15 protein-coding genes are annotated in these 13805 nt (G+C 69.5%); 7 read left to right on the forward strand and 8 right to left on the reverse strand.

What is annotated here, in order from left to right; translation table 11 throughout:
• Positions 1 to 283 precede the first annotated feature (283 nt).
• Positions 284 to 826 (forward strand): Uma2 family endonuclease, encoded by a 543-nt coding sequence (locus ACZ7OI_RS29850; protein ID WP_470267634.1) that lies wholly within the window; start codon positions 284 to 286, stop codon positions 824 to 826.
• A gap of 34 nt (positions 827 to 860) precedes the next feature.
• Here the strand turns inward: ACZ7OI_RS29850 and ACZ7OI_RS29855 are convergent, their stop codons facing one another.
• Entirely contained in the window at positions 861 to 1841 is a 981-nt protein-coding gene (locus tag ACZ7OI_RS29855) for an alpha/beta fold hydrolase (RefSeq protein ID WP_470267452.1), read from the reverse strand.
• Positions 1842 to 1929: 88 nt separating this feature from the next.
• Here ACZ7OI_RS29855 and ACZ7OI_RS29860 point away from each other — a divergent pair, with 88 nt between their 5' ends.
• Genes ACZ7OI_RS29860 through ACZ7OI_RS29880 form a run of 5 tightly spaced genes read left to right on the forward strand, consistent with a single transcriptional unit; the run spans position 1930 to position 6641 of the window.
• Complete coding sequence (locus ACZ7OI_RS29860) at positions 1930 to 2997, forward strand: acyl-CoA dehydrogenase family protein (protein WP_470267453.1); 1068 nt, start codon at positions 1930 to 1932, stop codon at positions 2995 to 2997.
• 2 nt (positions 2998 to 2999) lie between these two features.
• The gene (locus ACZ7OI_RS29865) at positions 3000 to 4172 is read left to right on the forward strand and encodes an acyl-CoA dehydrogenase family protein (RefSeq protein WP_470267635.1); all 1173 of its coding nucleotides are present in this window, start codon (positions 3000 to 3002) and stop codon (positions 4170 to 4172) included.
• A complete protein-coding gene (locus tag ACZ7OI_RS29870) occupies positions 4169 to 5077 on the forward strand; it encodes a bifunctional MaoC family dehydratase N-terminal/OB-fold nucleic acid binding domain-containing protein (protein WP_470267454.1) in 909 nt (302 codons plus the stop codon). Before ACZ7OI_RS29865 ends, ACZ7OI_RS29870 begins: the two co-directional genes overlap by 4 nt.
• Positions 5074 to 5472 (forward strand): MaoC family dehydratase, encoded by a 399-nt coding sequence (locus ACZ7OI_RS29875; RefSeq protein ID WP_470267455.1) that lies wholly within the window; start codon positions 5074 to 5076, stop codon positions 5470 to 5472. Before ACZ7OI_RS29870 ends, ACZ7OI_RS29875 begins: the two co-directional genes overlap by 4 nt.
• Positions 5469 to 6641 (forward strand): lipid-transfer protein, encoded by a 1173-nt coding sequence (locus ACZ7OI_RS29880; RefSeq protein ID WP_470267456.1) that lies wholly within the window; start codon positions 5469 to 5471, stop codon positions 6639 to 6641. The genes ACZ7OI_RS29875 and ACZ7OI_RS29880 overlap by 4 nt, the downstream gene beginning before the upstream one ends.
• Here the strand turns inward: ACZ7OI_RS29880 and ACZ7OI_RS29885 are convergent.
• The gene (locus ACZ7OI_RS29885; RefSeq protein ID WP_470267457.1) at positions 6629 to 7192 is read right to left on the reverse strand and encodes a dihydrofolate reductase family protein; all 564 of its coding nucleotides are present in this window, start codon (positions 7190 to 7192) and stop codon (positions 6629 to 6631) included. The genes ACZ7OI_RS29880 and ACZ7OI_RS29885 overlap by 13 nt on opposite strands.
• Before the next feature lie 159 nt (positions 7193 to 7351).
• On the opposite strand from ACZ7OI_RS29885, the gene ACZ7OI_RS29890 reads away from it, so the two are divergent.
• Positions 7352 to 7909: a DUF5134 domain-containing protein gene (locus ACZ7OI_RS29890; protein WP_470267458.1), complete on the forward strand. Its 558-nt coding sequence runs from the start codon at positions 7352 to 7354 to the stop codon at positions 7907 to 7909.
• 352 nt (positions 7910 to 8261) lie between these two features.
• Here the strand turns inward: ACZ7OI_RS29890 and ACZ7OI_RS29895 are convergent, their stop codons facing one another.
• Genes ACZ7OI_RS29895 through kstD form a run of 6 tightly spaced genes read right to left on the reverse strand, consistent with a single transcriptional unit; the run spans position 8262 to position 13758 of the window.
• Entirely contained in the window at positions 8262 to 8729 is a 468-nt protein-coding gene (locus ACZ7OI_RS29895) for a riboflavin kinase (RefSeq protein ID WP_344267730.1), read from the reverse strand.
• A gap of 27 nt (positions 8730 to 8756) precedes the next feature.
• Positions 8757 to 9617: a MaoC/PaaZ C-terminal domain-containing protein gene (locus ACZ7OI_RS29900; protein ID WP_470267459.1), complete on the reverse strand. Its 861-nt coding sequence runs from the start codon at positions 9615 to 9617 to the stop codon at positions 8757 to 8759.
• A gap of 11 nt (positions 9618 to 9628) precedes the next feature.
• The gene (locus ACZ7OI_RS29905; protein WP_470267460.1) at positions 9629 to 10654 is read right to left on the reverse strand and encodes a 2Fe-2S iron-sulfur cluster-binding protein; all 1026 of its coding nucleotides are present in this window, start codon (positions 10652 to 10654) and stop codon (positions 9629 to 9631) included.
• On the reverse strand, positions 10647 to 10913 hold the full coding sequence (locus ACZ7OI_RS29910) for a hypothetical protein (RefSeq protein WP_237598713.1): 267 nt from the start codon (positions 10911 to 10913) through the stop codon (positions 10647 to 10649). The genes ACZ7OI_RS29905 and ACZ7OI_RS29910 overlap by 8 nt, the downstream gene beginning before the upstream one ends.
• On the reverse strand, positions 10910 to 12085 hold the full coding sequence (locus tag ACZ7OI_RS29915) for a Rieske 2Fe-2S domain-containing protein (protein WP_470267461.1): 1176 nt from the start codon (positions 12083 to 12085) through the stop codon (positions 10910 to 10912). The genes ACZ7OI_RS29910 and ACZ7OI_RS29915 overlap by 4 nt, the downstream gene beginning before the upstream one ends.
• Positions 12082 to 13758, reverse strand: coding sequence for a 3-oxosteroid 1-dehydrogenase (gene kstD / locus ACZ7OI_RS29920; protein ID WP_470267462.1), 1677 nt, complete (start codon positions 13756 to 13758; stop codon positions 12082 to 12084). The genes ACZ7OI_RS29915 and kstD overlap by 4 nt, the downstream gene beginning before the upstream one ends.
• Positions 13759 to 13805: the final 47 nt, after the last annotated feature.

Here is a 13805-nt window from a genome sequence, read left to right on the forward strand (position 1 = left end):
GATCCCGTGATGGCCGTTTACCGGACGCGGAATTGCGGTTTCGATAAATCGTCCGGCTTCCGCGAAAGAACCTGTTCGCTGGGCACGACTGCGCTGTCCGGGGCGGTGTCTCCGCGTTTCGGTGACTCACGGTGAGCGATTCGCCGGACGAGCCCCGCGGCGAATGGGCTAGCCGGGTCGGCGACCCGCCGCGGGACGGTTCGCGCTGCCGCGCGTGCCCGACTACCCTGGCCGAGTCGTTTCCGGTCGGCCCGCCTGCGGGGGCAGCATGATGACAGTCCCGATGTTCGCGCACGGCGACCGTCTCACGCGTCGGGACCTGGAGACGATCTCGGATGAACGCCGCCGGTACGAGCTGGTGGACGGGACGCTTCTGGTGAGCCCGTCCCCGCGTCCGCTGCACCAGCGGGTGGTCGCGCGCCTTCTCGCCGCGCTCACCCCGGTGTGCCCTGCCGACTGCGAGGTCCTCCCCGCGCCGGTGGACGTGGTGCTCGACGAGTTCACCGTGATGATCCCGGACGTCGTGGTCGGGCTGCGCGAGACGTTCACCGAACGCGCGCTGGTCGGCGTCCCGGTGCTGGCGGTCGAGGTGGTCTCGCCGTCGAGCAGGCACATCGACCGCTTCCTCAAACCGGCCCGGCTCGCGCTCGCGGGCTGCCCGTACTACTGGGTGATCGAGCCGACCGAGCCGACGCTGAGCTGCTTCCGGCTGTCCGACGGCGAGTACGTGCTGGACGGCGAGGCGACGGGGGACGACGTGGTGCGGCTGGAGGCGCCGTACCGGCTGGAGCTTCGGCCCGCGGATCTGGTTTCGACGTACTCGTGAGTGTTCCGGCATCAACACTCACGAGAACCCGGTCCTAAGCCGAATCCGCGATCTCCGCCGCCCGCTCCTGTCCCGAAATCGCCGCCTCGACCGACGTGCACGCCGCCATCAACGCTGCCACGAACTGGTCCGCCGCGAACACGCACGCGGTATGCCCAGCCGGGATTTCATACGTCGCCGCTCCCGGGATCCGCCGCGCCAGGCTCCGCTGATGCGCCGGAGCGATGAACCCGTCCCGGGAAGTCACCACGACCGCCGCGGGCAGGTCCAGCGTGTGCAGCCACGGGGTCGAATCGAAGCGGCCGATCTCGTCCAGCGCGACCGCGATCGCCCACGGGCTCGTCGAGCGGAATTCCTCGAGCGCCCACCGGTGGTCCTCCAGCCGGGCGAGGCGTTCGCGGCGGGGTTCGCCCGGGACCAGGCCGATGCGGGCCTGGTCGCGCAGCAGGTGCAGGGTGCGGCCGAATACGTCGAGCGCGACGCGTTGCCGGAGGCCCCGGCGGAAGTTGCTCGCTGTCGAGCACAGCACCAGGCCGGTGACGCGGTCCGGGAAGCGGCGGGCGGCCAGCTGGCCGACCATGCCGCCCATCGAGTAGCCCGCGACCAGGAACTCGTCGATCCCCAGCGCGTCCGCGACCGCCGCCACGTCGTCCGCGCAGTCGTCGAGGCTGAACTCGTGCGAGCGGATGCCCTGGCCGTGCCAGCGCTGGTCGAACACGACCACCCGGTGGTTCCTGGACAGCCGCTCCAGCGCGGGATACCAGGTGAGCAGGCCGGTGCACGCCACCGAGTGCAGCAGGATCACCGCGGGCGCGTGCCGCGGGCCGACGTCGACCACGACCGTCTGGCCGCGGCCGGGCAGGGACAGCGGCTTCGGGTCGGGCACGCCCGCGGTGGGCGGGATGGTCGCGAGCTTCCTCGTTGCTTGCCAGCCGACGTCGCCCAGCGCTGATTTGAGAACTTGTTCCGCACCCACGTCGGCGTGCCGCCCCTCTCCGCTTCGCGGTCGATCCACTGCCCGGACCCCGGGTCCTGGGGGTTGCCGAGCCAGCCCATTCCGGCTAAAAATAGAACGTGTTCCACCTAGGTGGAGGGAGACCGGAGTGGACTTCACCCCCGACGATACGCAGGGCGAGATCACCTCGCTCGCCGCGCAGGTGCTCGGGAAGGCCGACGAGCCCGCGGACCAGTGGCGAGCGCTGGCCGACGCGGGCCTGCTCGCGCTGCCCTTGCCCGCCGACCTCGGCGGAGACGGGCTCGGCGTCGACCACGTCGCCCCGGTGCTCGCCGAGGTGGGCCGGGCCGCGGCGGCGGTGCCCGCGTACGCCGTGCTGGCGCTCGGCATCCTGCCGATCGAAGCATTGGGCACCCCGGCGCAGCGCGCCGAGTTCCTGCCGCCCGCGGCAGCGGGAGAGAGCATTCTCACTGCCGCCTTGCACGAGCCGTCCGCACCGCTGACCTCCATCCCCGGGACCAGCGGTGCGGCGGCGGACGGCGCGTGGGCGGTGACTGGCGTCAAGACGCACGTGCCGTACGCGGCGGAGGCGACCCGGATTCTCACGCCGATCGCGTTGCCGGGCGGCACCGGTGTCGCGCTGGTGGATCCAAATGCCGACGGCGTCGAAGTGCTGCCCGCGTACAACGCGACCGGGACGCCCGAATACACCGTGCGGTTCGATGGCGCGAGGGTGAGCGAAGCGGACTTCCTGCGCGACCGCACGGCGGGGCATGCGTTGCAGACGCTGCACCGCTACGCGTTGGCAGGCGCGCTCGCCCTCGGCGACGGACTGCTCGCCGGGGCGCTGGCGTTGACAGCCAAGCATGTTGGCGAGCGCACGCAATTTGGCCGTCCACTTGCGACTTTCCAAGCGGTGGCTCAGCAAATCGCGGACGTCTATGTCGCCTCCCGCACCGTGCACCTTGCCGCGCTTTCGGCGGTGTGGCGGCTTGCGTCCGGTTTGGACGCCGACACCGAGCTGGACATCGCGGCGTACTGGCTGACCGAGGAAGCGCCGTCCGCGCTGGCGATCTGTCATCACTTGCACGGCGGCGTCGGCGTCGACCGCACTTATCCGCTGCATCGGTATTCCTCGGCGGTGAAGGACCTCGGCCGCGCGGTCGGGGGAGCGGCGCACCGGCTCGGCCGGCTGGGCGAACGAGTGGCGGGATGAGCATGCACATCGAACTGACGGCCGCGCAACAGGAACTGCGGGCGCAGCTGCGCGAGTACTTCGCGGGCCTGCTGACCGCCGACGAGCGCCGGGCGTTGCTGCGGGAGCGGCACGGCCAGGTGTACCGCGACGTCGTGCGCCGGATGGGTCGCGACGGGAAGCTCGGCGTCGGCTGGCCCAAGGAGTACGGAGGCGGCGGTTTCGGCGAGATCGAACAGCACATCTTCGTGGACGAAGCCGCCCGCGCGGACGTCCAGCTGCCGTCGGTGACGCTGCAGACGGTCGGGCCGACGTTGCAGGCATTCGGCACCGAGGAACAGAAAGCCCTGTTCCTGCCGAAGATTCTGGCCGGGGAAGTGCACTTCGCCATCGGCTACACCGAGCCGGAAGCCGGGACGGACCTCGCTTCGCTGCGCACGCGCGCGGTCCGCGACGGCGACGATTACGTGATCAACGGCCAGAAAACCTTCACCACCGGCGGCCACGACGCGGACTACGTGTGGCTCGCCGTGCGCACCGATCCGGACGCGCCGAAGCACAAGGGCATCTCGATCCTCATCGTCGACACCCGCGACCCCGGCTATTCGTGGACGCCGATCATCACCTGCGACGGCGCGCACCACGTCAACGCGACCTTCTACGAGAACGTCCGGGTTCCGGCGAACATGCTGGTGGGCGAGGAAAACCGCGGCTGGCGGCTGATCACCACGCAGCTCAACCACGAGCGCGTGATGCTCGGACCGGCCGGGCGCATCGGCGGCCTGCACGACCGCGTGTGGGCGTGGGCGGCGGCGCGCCGGACCCCGGACGGCGCGGCGCTGCTCGATCTTCCGGACGTGCGCGCGGTGCTGGCCGAAACGTTCGCGGTCGCGCGGGTCAACGAACTGCTCAACTGGCAGGTCGCGGCGGCAGCGGCGCACGGGTCGGTCGAGATCGCCGACGCTTCGGCGACGAAAGTGTTCGCCTCCGAGCGAATCCAGCGGATCGGGAGGCTGCTGGAGGAACTGGTCGGGCGGCACGGCGATCTCGCCGACCCGGACACCGCCGAACTCGCCGAATGGCTCGACGTGCTGGCGAAACGAAACCTGGTGCTGACGTTCGGCGGAGGCGTCAGCGAGATCCAGCGCGAATTGATCGCCTCCGCCGGACTGAAACTGCCGAGGGTGCCGCGATGACGATCGAGGAAGCCGCCGCGAAAATCGCCGCACAGGGCGAAAGCGCGCCGAGGTATGCGCGCGATCCGGTGAACCAGGCGATGGTGAACAACTGGGTCGAGGCGATCGGCGACGCCAATCCGGTCTACACCGACGCGGAGTTCGCCGAGACGAGTGTCCACAAGGGACTCGTCGCGCCGCCCGCGATGGCGCAGGTGTGGACCATGCCGGGGCTGCACGGCGTGCGCGGGGACGACGACCCGCTCGGCTTGATCCTGAAGGTGCTCGACGACGCCGGGTACACGTCCATCGTGGCCACCAACTCCGAGCAGACCTACCACCGCTACCTCCGGCCCGGCGAGCACGTGTCGACCACGAACGTGCTGGAGGACGTCACCGGCCCGAAGCGCACCGGGCTCGGCGAGGGCTGGTTCGTGACGACTCGGACGAATTGGTACGTCGGCGGGGAACTGGTGGCGGACATGGTGTTCCGCGTGCTGAAGTTCCGTCCGCGCGAACCGGAACCGCCGCCGTCGCCCGTGCTGCGGCCGGTGATCAGCCATGACACCAAGTTCTTCTGGGACGGCCTGCGCGAGGGCGAACTACGCATCCAGCGCTGGGGCGACGTGCTGCGGCATCCGCCCGGCCCGATGCCGCCGGACGGATCGCTCGACACGGTTCCGGACTACGTCGTCGCCAGCGGACGCGGAACGGTCTACAGCTTCGTCGTGCACCACCATCCGGCGGTTCCGGGCAAGCGGCTGCCGTTCGTGGTCGCGCTCGTCGAGCTGGAGGAAGGCGTGCGGGTGATGGCTGAGCTGCTGGACGCCGAACCGGACGAGGTCCACATCGGACTTCCGGTGACCGCCGCGTTCGTGCGCGTGGACGACGATTTGACCCTGCCCGCGTGGAAGGTGGCGCGATGACTGCCGCAGTCGGGACCGAACTGCCGCCGATGGTGCTCGAGGCGACGCCGACGTTCGTGATCAGCACCGCGCTGGCGACCCGGGATTTCCAGGACGTGCACCACGACCGGGACGCCGCGGTCGCGCGCGGTTCGAAGGACATCTTCCTCAATATTCTTACTGATACCGGCCTCGTGCAGCGGTACGTAAGCGAATGGGCCGGTCCGCAGGCGCTCATCCGCTCGATCAAGATCCGGCTCGGCGTGCCGTGTTATGCCGGGGACACGCTCACCTTTTCCGGCCGGGTCACTGCCCGCGACGGCAACGACATCGAGCTTGAAGTGTCCGCTGTGGACAGTCTAGGTGCGCACGTGACCGGCACGGTTTCGCTGACGCTGCCGGAGGAGGACGCATGACGTTCACCGGAACCACCGCCATCGCCGGGATCGGCGCGACGGAGTTCTCCAAGGACTCCGGACGCAGCGAGCTGAGGCTGGCGGCCGAGTGTGTGAGCCACGCGCTTGCCGACGCCGGGCTGAAACCGTCCGATGTGGACGGCATGGTGTCGTTCACCATGGACGGCAACGCGGAGATCGCGCTCGCCCGAGAACTGGGCATCCCGGAGCTGACCTTCTTCAGCCGCGTGCATTACGGCGGCGGCGCGGCAGCGGCGACCGTGCAGCAGGCGGCCATGGCGGTCTCCAGCGGGATCGCCGACGTCGTGGTCGCGTACCGGGCGTTCAACGAGCGCTCCGGAATGCGGTTCGGCCGCGTGTCGGCGGCCGCGGCTCAGCAGGTGAATACGTCCGGTGTGGACAATGCGTTCCACTACCCGATGGGCATCGCGACCCCGGCCGCGACGGTGGCCATGGTCGCGCAGCGGTATCTGCACGAATACGGGGCCACCAGCGAGGATTTCGGCAAGATCGCGGTCATCGACCGGGCGCACGCGGCGACCAACCCGAACGCGTGGTTCCACGGCAGGCCGATCACGCTGGAAGAGCATCAGGCTTCGCGCTGGGTCGCGGAACCGTTGCACCTGCTCGATTGCTGCCAGGAAAGCGACGGCGGCGTCGCGCTGGTGATCACCAGCCTCGAACGCGCGCGCGACCTCCGGCAAGCGCCGGTGGTGGTGTCGGCGGCGGCGCAGGGGAGCGGGCCGGACCAGTACGTGATGACCAGCTACTACCGCGACGATCTCGCCGCGCTGCCGGAAATGGGCGTGGTCGGCCGGCAGCTGTGGAGCCAGTCCGGGATCGGACCGTCCGATGTGGACGTCGCGGTGCTGTACGACCACTTCACCCCGTATGTGCTGATGCAGCTGGAGGAACTGGGGTTCTGCGGTCGCGGCGAGGCGAAGGACTTCATCGCGGGCGATACGTTGACTCTCGACGGGAAGCTGCCGCTCAACCCGCATGGCGGCCAGCTCGGCGAGGCGTACATCCACGGCATGAACGGCATCGCGGAGGCCGTCCGGCAGCTGCGCGGCACGGCGGCGAATCAGGTCGCTGACGCCGGTACGGCGGTGGTCACGGCCGGAACCGGCGTCCCGACGAGCGGGCTGGTGTTGACTCAGGCCCGCTGAGGAGTCTTCGGCACATAACGCGTCGCCACGGCGCCGGAAGCGAACTCCCGCCGGTCCACGGGCTTCAGATCGAGGTGCTCCGGCAGCCCGGCGAACAAGGTCGGCCCGTGTCCCGCGATCCGGGGATGCACGACGAACTCGTATTCGTCGATCAGCCCCATCGCGGCGAGCGCGAGCGGCAGCTGCACGCCGCCGGTGTACAGCCCCTTGCCGGGCTGGTCTTTGAGCCGCAGCACCGCTTCCCGCAGGTCGCCGCGCACGAGTTCGGCGTTCCAGTCGACGCGTTCGAGCTTGCTGGACACGACGTACTTCTTCGCCGCGTCGATCGTCCGGGCGAACGGTTGCATCCAGTCCGGCCGCTCCGCGGATCGAGCGGACGGCCGCCACGCCTCTTCCATCATTTCGTAGAGAACGCGGCCGAACAGGAGAGCGTCGGCGCGCGCGAGGATTTCGGCCGAGTGCAGGTGCATCTCCTCGTCCGGGGCAATGCCGGCGCGGTGGTCGACGCAACCGTCCAGCGTGACGTTGACGGAGTAGCGGAGAGGGCGCATCGACCGAGAGTAGCGGCCTGAGCTGGGCTTGTCGGCCCGCGCATAGCCCTTGTGGGTCAACGCGGATCACCTCATTGCTGGCTGGTGCCTCCCGCCTCGCGCGTGTCACGGTGGTAAGGCCCGTGTGACGCAGCGTGTCCGGAGGAGTGAGGTGCCGAGGTGAGTGTCCCGCTGGCCTGGCTGTTCACCGCGCTGTTCGCGTTGCTGGCGCTGCCGTGCGTGCTGCGGCTGGTGAAACTCGACTACGTCAGCCTCGGCCATCGGGTGCGCAACGGCGACCTCGCCGAACTGCTGCTGGTGGTGGCGATGGTCGCGATGCTGTCCCCGGTCGGCGGCCCGATCCCGGCCGCGGGCTGGCAGGCGGTGCTGGTGCTGACCGCGGGCTGGTTCGCCTTCTCTGCCTGGCGAGGTCGCGCCGAGGGGCACAGCTGTGCGCACCACGCACTGTCGGCGGCGGCGATGCTGTACATGGTCACCGCGATGCCGCACGGCGGCATGGTGCACGGGCCGTGGCTCACGATGTCCACAATGGACACACGGCTGGCGTGGCCGGTGGTCGCACTGGCCGCGGCGGCGTACTTCGCGCTCGACGCGGTCCGCTCGGGCGTGGTGGCGATGCGGTCGCGCGGCACGGCGGTGCCGGGGCACGCGTCGCGCACGCTGTGCCGCGCCGCGATGGGTGCGGGCATGGGGGTCATGCTGCTCGCCGCGGTGTGAGCTGCTTCGCTGTCTGGTGGGAGAGCGTCGTGACGGGCGCGGGAGTTGGGTTGCTCGCCGTGGTCTGACTCGACCCGGCGAATCAAACCCGGCGCGTCGGCCAGCGCAAATCAGCCCGGTGAACCAGCCAGCGTGACTCGAACCCGGTGGAATCAGCCCGGCGAATCAGCCCCGGCGGAATCAGCTTGGTGGAGGAGCCCCGGCGAATCAGCCCGGCGAATCAGCTCGGTGGACGAGCCCCGGCGGAATCAGCCGAGCCGCTGGACTTCGCCGTCCGGCGGCAGTTTGGCGAGTTTCTGCAGTGCCTCCGTGGCGAGGTCGCCGTCCAGCGTGTCACCCGCAGTGGTGCGAGTCAGCCCAGCCGCTGGACTTCGCCGTCCGGAGGCAGCTCGGCCAGCGTCGGCAGCGCGTCCGCCGGATGCGCGGCGACCCACTCGCGAGCCGCGGCGACGTCCCGGCCCAGTGCGTCGATCAGCTCCTGCGCGGAACCGAAACCCTGCTGGTCGCGCAGGTGCTTGCCGAGCCAGACGGTGAGGCGTTCGCCGTACAGGTCGCCCTCGAAGTCGAGCAGGAAGGCCTCGACCAGCCGGTAGCCGTCGGCCCCGTAGTAGGTCGGGCGGCGGCCCACGGACACCGCGGCGGCCACGCGCGTGCCGTCCGCGCGCTCCGCCCAGCCGGCCCACACTCCGTCGCCGAGTTCGCCGCGCTGGTCGCGCAGCGCGATGTTCGCGGTGGGGAAGCCCAGCTCACGGCCGCGCTTGTCGCCCGGCTCGACTGGCCCGCGCACCACGAAGAAGGTGCCGTCTCGCTCGTCCGCCATGGGACAACCGTATAACGGTCCCGATGCTCAGCGGGGCGTCAGCACTGTGTCGGCCAGCACAGGCGCGTCGTCGCGCTCCGGCGCGGTGGTCGTGACCAGCAGACGTCCGTTTTCGCGCCACACCCGCACGCGCAGGTTTTCGCCGGGGAACACGACTCCGGCGAACTTCGTCCCGAATGCCGAGACACGCTCGGGATCGCCGTCGAGGAACGCGTCGACCACGGCCTTCGCGACCACCCCGTACGTGCACAGCCCGTGCAGGATCGGCCGGTCGAACCCGGCGGCCTTGGCGAACGCCGGGTCGGCGTGCAGCGGGTTGCGGTCGCCGCACAGCCGGTACAAAAGCGCCTGCTGCGGCAGCGTCGGCACGTCGAGCACGGCGTCCGGTTCGCGGTCCGGCCACTCGATCTTGTCCGACGGCCCGCGTTCGCCGCCGAAGCCGCCCTCGCCGCGGGCGAAGATGCTGGACCGGGCTGTCCACAGTGGAGCGCCGGACTCGTCGGCGACCTCGGTTTCCTGCACCAGCACCGCGGCCTTGCCCTTGTCGAAGACGTCGGCGATCCGGGTCCGCGCGACCGCCTTGCCCTCGACCGGGATCGGCCGGTGCAACTCGATCTCTTGCTTGCCGTGCAGCACTTTCGCCAGGTCGACGTCGACGCCGGGGAACTTCAGCGCAGGCGGCTCGAAGGTGCGCAGGTTCGCCGCGACGGTGGCGAAAGTCGGCAGCACGCGCAGGTCGCGCTCGTAGGTGTAGCGCAGTTCGCGCTCGGCCACCGGATCCGCACCCGCGCCGACGGCCAGGTGGTACAGCAGCACGTCGGACGGCGTCCAGGCGAAAGCGACCTCGCCGAGATCGGCTCCGATCGCGACCGCGGGGTCGATGGGCACGGGCTCTCCACTCACTCGTAGCTGACGGACACCTCGTCGGTCAACGGTACCGACTGGCAGGCCAGCACGATCCCCTCGGCGATGTCGTCGGCGTCCAGCACCTCGTTGTTCAGCATTTTCACTTCGCCGGAGACGATGCGGCACGCGCACGCGCTGCATTGGCCCTCGCGGCAGGAATACGGCGCGTCGAGGCCCTCGGCAAGCAGGTGGTCGAGCAGCTTCCGCTGCCGCGGCCAGGTGATCTGCCGGGTCTCGCCGTCGAGGTCGACGGTGAGCGCGGTGGTCTCGCCGCCGGTGTCCTCTTCTGGTTCGGGCTCGTCCGCGAAGGGATTTCCGGTGAGCGAGTGGAACTTCTCCACGTGCACGCGTTCCCGTGGTGCGCCTAGTTCGCGCAACGCGTCCTGCGCGGCGGCCATGAACGGTGCGGGGCCGCAGAGGAACGCTTCATGGCCCGCGTAAGGCTTGGCTAGTGCTCGCAACGCGGTGACGGTCGGCAGTCCCTGCAGGCTTTCCAGCCAATGCACCACGGTGAGCCGATCGCCGAATCGCTCGGCCAGTTCGCGCAATTCCGCGGCGAAGATCACCGACTGCTCGTCGCGGTTGGCGTAGACCAGCACCACGCGCCCGTCGCCCTTTTCCAGCGCGGACTTGAGGATCGACATCACCGGCGTGATCCCGCTGCCCGCGGCGAACAACAGGAAGTCCGAGTCCAAAGAGGACGGACAAAACACGCCGGACGGCCGCAGCACGTCGATCGTCGTGCCCGCCCGCAGTTCGTCGCACACCCAATTCGAGCCGTAGCCGTCGACAGTCCGTTTCACCGTGACCTGCACCCGGCCCTCGTGCGGTGCGCTCGACAGCGAATAGCACCGCGCGACGGAACCCGTTTGGTCGCTGGGAATCCGCAGCGTGAGGAATTGCCCGGGGGAGTAGGCGAACCGCGCGGCGTGTTCTTCCGGGACGGTGAACACAATGGACCGGGCGTCCGCGGTTTCCTCGATCACCTCGGCGACGGTGAGCGTGACGACGTCAGTCATTGCGCACCTGCCCGAAATTTCCGTCCCGCACCGCGCTGTCGATGCTGTCCGCGAGTTTCTCGCAGGTGTCCAGCAACGCGGTGTTGCCGCCGGAAGCGGCGTGCGCGGCGAAGACCGGACAGCTGGTCGCGGCGTCGGTGGTCCACTGGATGCTGGTGTGCTTCAGGCTGTTTTTCTTGACCAGCACACAGGTTCCGCAGCTGCGGCATTCGTGCGGCCGCAGCCCGGAGGTGAGGAATTCGGTGGCTTCAGCGGTCACACCCCAGCCTCCTCCGACTGAGCCGCCGCCTCGGCCTCCGCCCGCTGGCGCGCCAGGTTTTCCTGCACCTCGGCCGCCCACACCTCGTTCGCCTTCGTGGTGTCCACTTCGAACTCGAACCGGCGCGTCATGTCCTCGGTGACGTCCGCGGCGTCCACGTAGAACTGGTCGTACCAGCGGCGCAGCTGGTAGACGGGGCCGTCCTCCTCGCACAGCAGCGGGTTGTCGATCTTGGTCTTGTTCTTCCAGATCTCCACGTCCTGCAGGAATCCGACGCCGATGCCCTTCGCGAGCTTCTGGGCGATCTTGTCCGCGTGCTCGTCGGAGATCCCGGGCATCTTCTTGACCATGATGCCCCACTGCAGCACGAACGACGTCGGCGAAACCGGATAGTGGCAGTTGATCAGCACGTTCTCGATTTCGAAGCCCTGGAAGGAGTTCACCAGCCAGTTGATCATGTAGGAGGGGCCGAAATACGACGCCTCCGAGCGGAGCAGGTTTTCCTCGCCGCCGTAATTGGACGCCATGCCCATGTCCGGGCGGCCCTTGGTGTTGAGGTACTGCGTGGCGATGTGGCCCTCGAACACGTTCTTGAAATACGTGGGGAAGGCGTAGTGGATGTAGAAGAAGTGCGCCATGTCCACCACGTTGTCGATGATCTCGCGGCAGTTGGCGTTCTCGATCAGAATCGAGTCCCAGGTCCAGTTGCTCCACTCGTCGCTGAACGCGCCCTCGACGCGCGGGATCACGACGTTCTCGGGCGGCGGGTTGCCCTCCGGATCGTGCCAGACGAACAGCTGCTTGTTCTCCTCCAGCACCTGCCACGCCCGGGTGCGCGCCCGCAGCGGGACCCGCTTGGCGTAGGGGATCGACTTGCACTTGCCGTTGCCGCCCCATCGCCAGTCGTGGAACGGGCAGGCGATCTCGTCGCCCTTCACCGAACCCTGCGTCAGGTCGCCGCCCATGTGCCTGCAGTACCCGTCGAGCACGTTCAGCTTCCCGGCGGTGTCGGCGAACACGACCAGCTTCGTGCCGAACGCCTGCACCGCGTGCGGCTTGCCGTCGCGGAAGCTGTCGGCGAGCCCGAGGCAGTGCCAGCCGCGGGCGTACCGCGCCGGGGGCGCCCCGGCGTCGATCGTGCGGATCTCGGATCCATCGGTCTTCGGCGTCACTGCCTGCCTCCCGTGCCGGTCTGATCTTCGTTCGCCAGCGCCTGTGCCGCAAGGTAGCCGAACACCATCGCCGGGCCGATGGTCGCGCCCGGTCCGGCGTAGGTCCGGCCCATCACCGGCGCGCCGGTGTTGCCCGCCGCGTAGAGGCCGGGCACGACCGTGCCGTCCTCTCGCAGGACGCGAGCGTTTTCGTCAATCCGCAGCCCGCCCTTGGTGCCCAGGTCGCCGGGCACCACGCGGACCGCGTAGTACGGGGCCTTGGCCAGTTCGCCGAGGCTCGGGTTGGGTCGGTTGCGCGGGTCGCCGTAGTAGTGGTCGTAGGCGCTGAGCCCGCGCTGGAAGTCGTCGTCGACGCCCTTGCGCGCGAAGCCGTTGAACCGTGTGACGGTCTGTTCCAGCGCTTCGGCGGGCACGTCGATCTTCTCGGCGAGCCCGGCCAGCGTCGCGGACTTCGCCACGATCCCGGCCTTGTACCAGCGCCCGGGCAGCGGCTGCCGCGGGCCGAGGCCGGTGAACAGGTAGCGGTCGCGGTAGCGCTGGTCGAACACCAGCCATGCGGGGACGTGCTTGCCCGGGCCGTCGCCGTCGCCGTACATCGCGTGCACGGCCTCGACGTACGGCGCGGATTCGTTGACGAACCGCGTGCCGTCGGCGTCGACCATCAGGCAGCCGGGCCGCGAACGCTCGGCGAGCGCGAACCACGGGCCGCCGGTGAGCGGGAACGACGGGCCCCACCAGGCGTCGTCCATCAGGTCGGTCGCCGCGCCGAGCTTGAGCCCGGCGTTGATGCCGTCGCCGGTGTTCGCCTCCGCGCCGACGGTCCATTCGGTGCCGATCGGCGCGCGCTGGTACTTGGTGCGCATCTCTTCGTTGTGCTCGAAGCCGCCGCAGGCCAACACCACGCCGCGGCGCGCGCGGAACAGTGTCTCCTCGCCGTCGCGGCGGGCCACGATGCCGGTGACGACGTCGTTTTCCACCTGCAGATCGACCAGCGGCGTGTCCAGCAGGACCTCGACGCCCGCGTCCCGCAGACCCTTCCGCAGCCCGGCCGCAAGCGCTTGCCCCATGGACAGCGGCTGCTGTCCGCGAACGCGTCCGACCAGCCATTTCATCCCGAGCGACAGCATCCGGGCGAAGCCGCGCGGATGCCGGGCGATCAGGCTCAGCCAGCGGTAGTCCGACTGGGTGATCGGAACGCCGAGCGGCGGCGCGCTGTAGGGCGGTTCGAGCCGCGCGAGGTCGTCGCCGAGGAGTTTGCCGTCGAGCGGCTTCGGCTCCACCGACCGGCCGCCGGGACGCCCGCCGGGTGCTTCGGGGTGGTAGTCGCTGTATCCGGGCACCCACTGGAACTTTAGCGGCGTGTTCCGCGTGACGAACTCCAGCACCTCCGGGCCGTGGTCGAGGAAGGTCGTGCGCAACTGCTCCGGCACGACGTCGCCGACGATCGATTCCAGGTACTGCCTCGCCCGTTCGGGGGGTTCTTCGATGCCCGCGGCCCGCAGCGCGTGGTTGCCGGGCAGCCAGACGCCCCCGCCGGAGCGGGCGGTCGAACCGCCGAAGCAGGCTGCCTTTTCCAGCACCACCACGGAAAGGCCGCGATGGGCGGCGGCGAGCGCGGCGGTCATCCCGGCGGCGCCGCTGCCGGCCACCACCACGTCGTACTCGTCCGACATGCCACCTCACATGCAACGTGTTATCGGCTAAAGCTGGCCTGCTCGGG

This window comes from Amycolatopsis sp. NPDC114503 (genome assembly GCF_055633655.1).

What these genes read in the sequence shown, in the direction of transcription:
- ACZ7OI_RS29850 (WP_470267634.1), top strand. Translation starts at nt 284, where the DNA reads ATGTTCGCGCACGGCGACCGTCTCACGCGTCGGGACCTGGAGACGATC.
- ACZ7OI_RS29865 (WP_470267635.1), top strand. Translation starts at nt 3,000, where the DNA reads ATGCACATCGAACTGACGGCCGCGCAACAGGAACTGCGGGCGCAGCTG.
- ACZ7OI_RS29870 (WP_470267454.1), top strand. Translation starts at nt 4,169, where the DNA reads ATGACGATCGAGGAAGCCGCCGCGAAAATCGCCGCACAGGGCGAAAGC.
- ACZ7OI_RS29875 (WP_470267455.1), top strand. Translation starts at nt 5,074, where the DNA reads ATGACTGCCGCAGTCGGGACCGAACTGCCGCCGATGGTGCTCGAGGCG.
- ACZ7OI_RS29880 (WP_470267456.1), top strand. Translation starts at nt 5,469, where the DNA reads ATGACGTTCACCGGAACCACCGCCATCGCCGGGATCGGCGCGACGGAG.
- ACZ7OI_RS29885 (WP_470267457.1), bottom strand. Translation starts at nt 7,192, where the DNA reads ATGCGCCCTCTCCGCTACTCCGTCAACGTCACGCTGGACGGTTGCGTC.
- ACZ7OI_RS29895 (WP_344267730.1), bottom strand. Translation starts at nt 8,729, where the DNA reads ATGGCGGACGAGCGAGACGGCACCTTCTTCGTGGTGCGCGGGCCAGTC.
- ACZ7OI_RS29905 (WP_470267460.1), bottom strand. Translation starts at nt 10,654, where the DNA reads ATGACTGACGTCGTCACGCTCACCGTCGCCGAGGTGATCGAGGAAACC.
- kstD (WP_470267462.1), bottom strand. Translation starts at nt 13,758, where the DNA reads ATGTCGGACGAGTACGACGTGGTGGTGGCCGGCAGCGGCGCCGCCGGG.